We start from the raw sequence: 1,059 nt of genomic DNA on the forward strand, positions 1-1,059 counted from the left end.
TGCAGCCCGAGGCCTTCGGCCTCAAGTCGCCTCCATACCGTCTAGGTGGGCGGGAAGGGCAGGCCGTACTCGTCGGCCAGCAGGCTCTGCACGATGATCATCGCCGCCTGCGCCCCGGAAGCGATGGCGCCGGCCAGATGCGGCTGTTCGGTGCAGGCGTCGCCGGCCGCGAACACCCCGCCGGTGCTCGTCCGGTAGATCTCGTCGATGTTGAGCGGCTCGGTGCCCAGCGGCCCCGGTGTGCACGCGGCACCGAGTTGCTCGGCCAGCGGCGTCCGCTGCCGTACCGGCGCCTCCACCAGCAGGCCGTCACGCGCCAGCGTCGAACCGTCGGCGAACGCGATCTCCTTCAGGCAGCCGTCGGCTCCGATCAGCTCGACCACCCGCCGGTCGTCGAGGGCCACCCCGGCGTCGCGCAGCACGCGTTCGTCGTCGGGCTTGAGCTCTGAGCGTCCGTCGGTCAGCAGCACCACGTCGTCGGTCCAGCCCCGCAGCATCAGCGCCGTGTGCATGCCCTGCTCACCTGCGGCGAGCGCGGCCAGCTTCTTGTCCCGCATCTCCCAGCCGTGGCAGAACGGGCACTGGAACACCGACGTCCCCCACAGCTCGGCCACCCCGGGCAGCTGCGGCGGACAGTACGACATGCCGGTGGCCAGCAGCACCCGCTTGGCCTGGATCTTCGCGCCGCCGTCGCACTCCAGCTCGAAGCCACTGTCGACCCGACGGCCGCTGCGGACCACGCCGCGGCGGTACTCGACGCTCGGGTACGCGGACAGCTCCCGGCGTCCGGTGGCGTACAGCTCGTCCGGCGGCCGTTGGTCGAATCCCAGCAGGCCACCGATGCCCGGGGAGGCGCGGTTGCTCTGGTCCTGACCGTCCACGACGATCGTCCGTCTGCGGGCCCGGCCCAGCACCAGGGCGGCGCTCAACCCGGCCGCACCACCGCCGACGACAGCGCACTCCCAGCTCATGGGCTCATTGATTCCCACATCCGGGCGGTTTGAACATCCCGGAACCACCCCAGAAAAAGAGAAGTGGGGGGGGGGGGGGCGCGACCAA

General features: G+C 71.2%; 1 protein-coding gene. It reads right to left on the reverse strand.

Translation table 11 applies throughout. The annotated features are described in order from the left end of the window. Positions 1-41: 41 nt before the first annotated feature. On the reverse strand, positions 42-971 hold the full coding sequence (locus Q2100_RS23905; protein WP_302916054.1) for an NAD(P)/FAD-dependent oxidoreductase: 930 nt from the start codon (positions 969-971) through the stop codon (positions 42-44). Between the last annotated feature and the right edge of the window lie 88 nt (positions 972-1,059).

Source organism: Mycolicibacterium arseniciresistens (assembly GCF_030519285.1).
In the GTDB taxonomy this organism is placed as follows: Bacteria; Actinomycetota; Actinomycetes; order Mycobacteriales; family Mycobacteriaceae; genus Mycobacterium; species Mycobacterium arseniciresistens.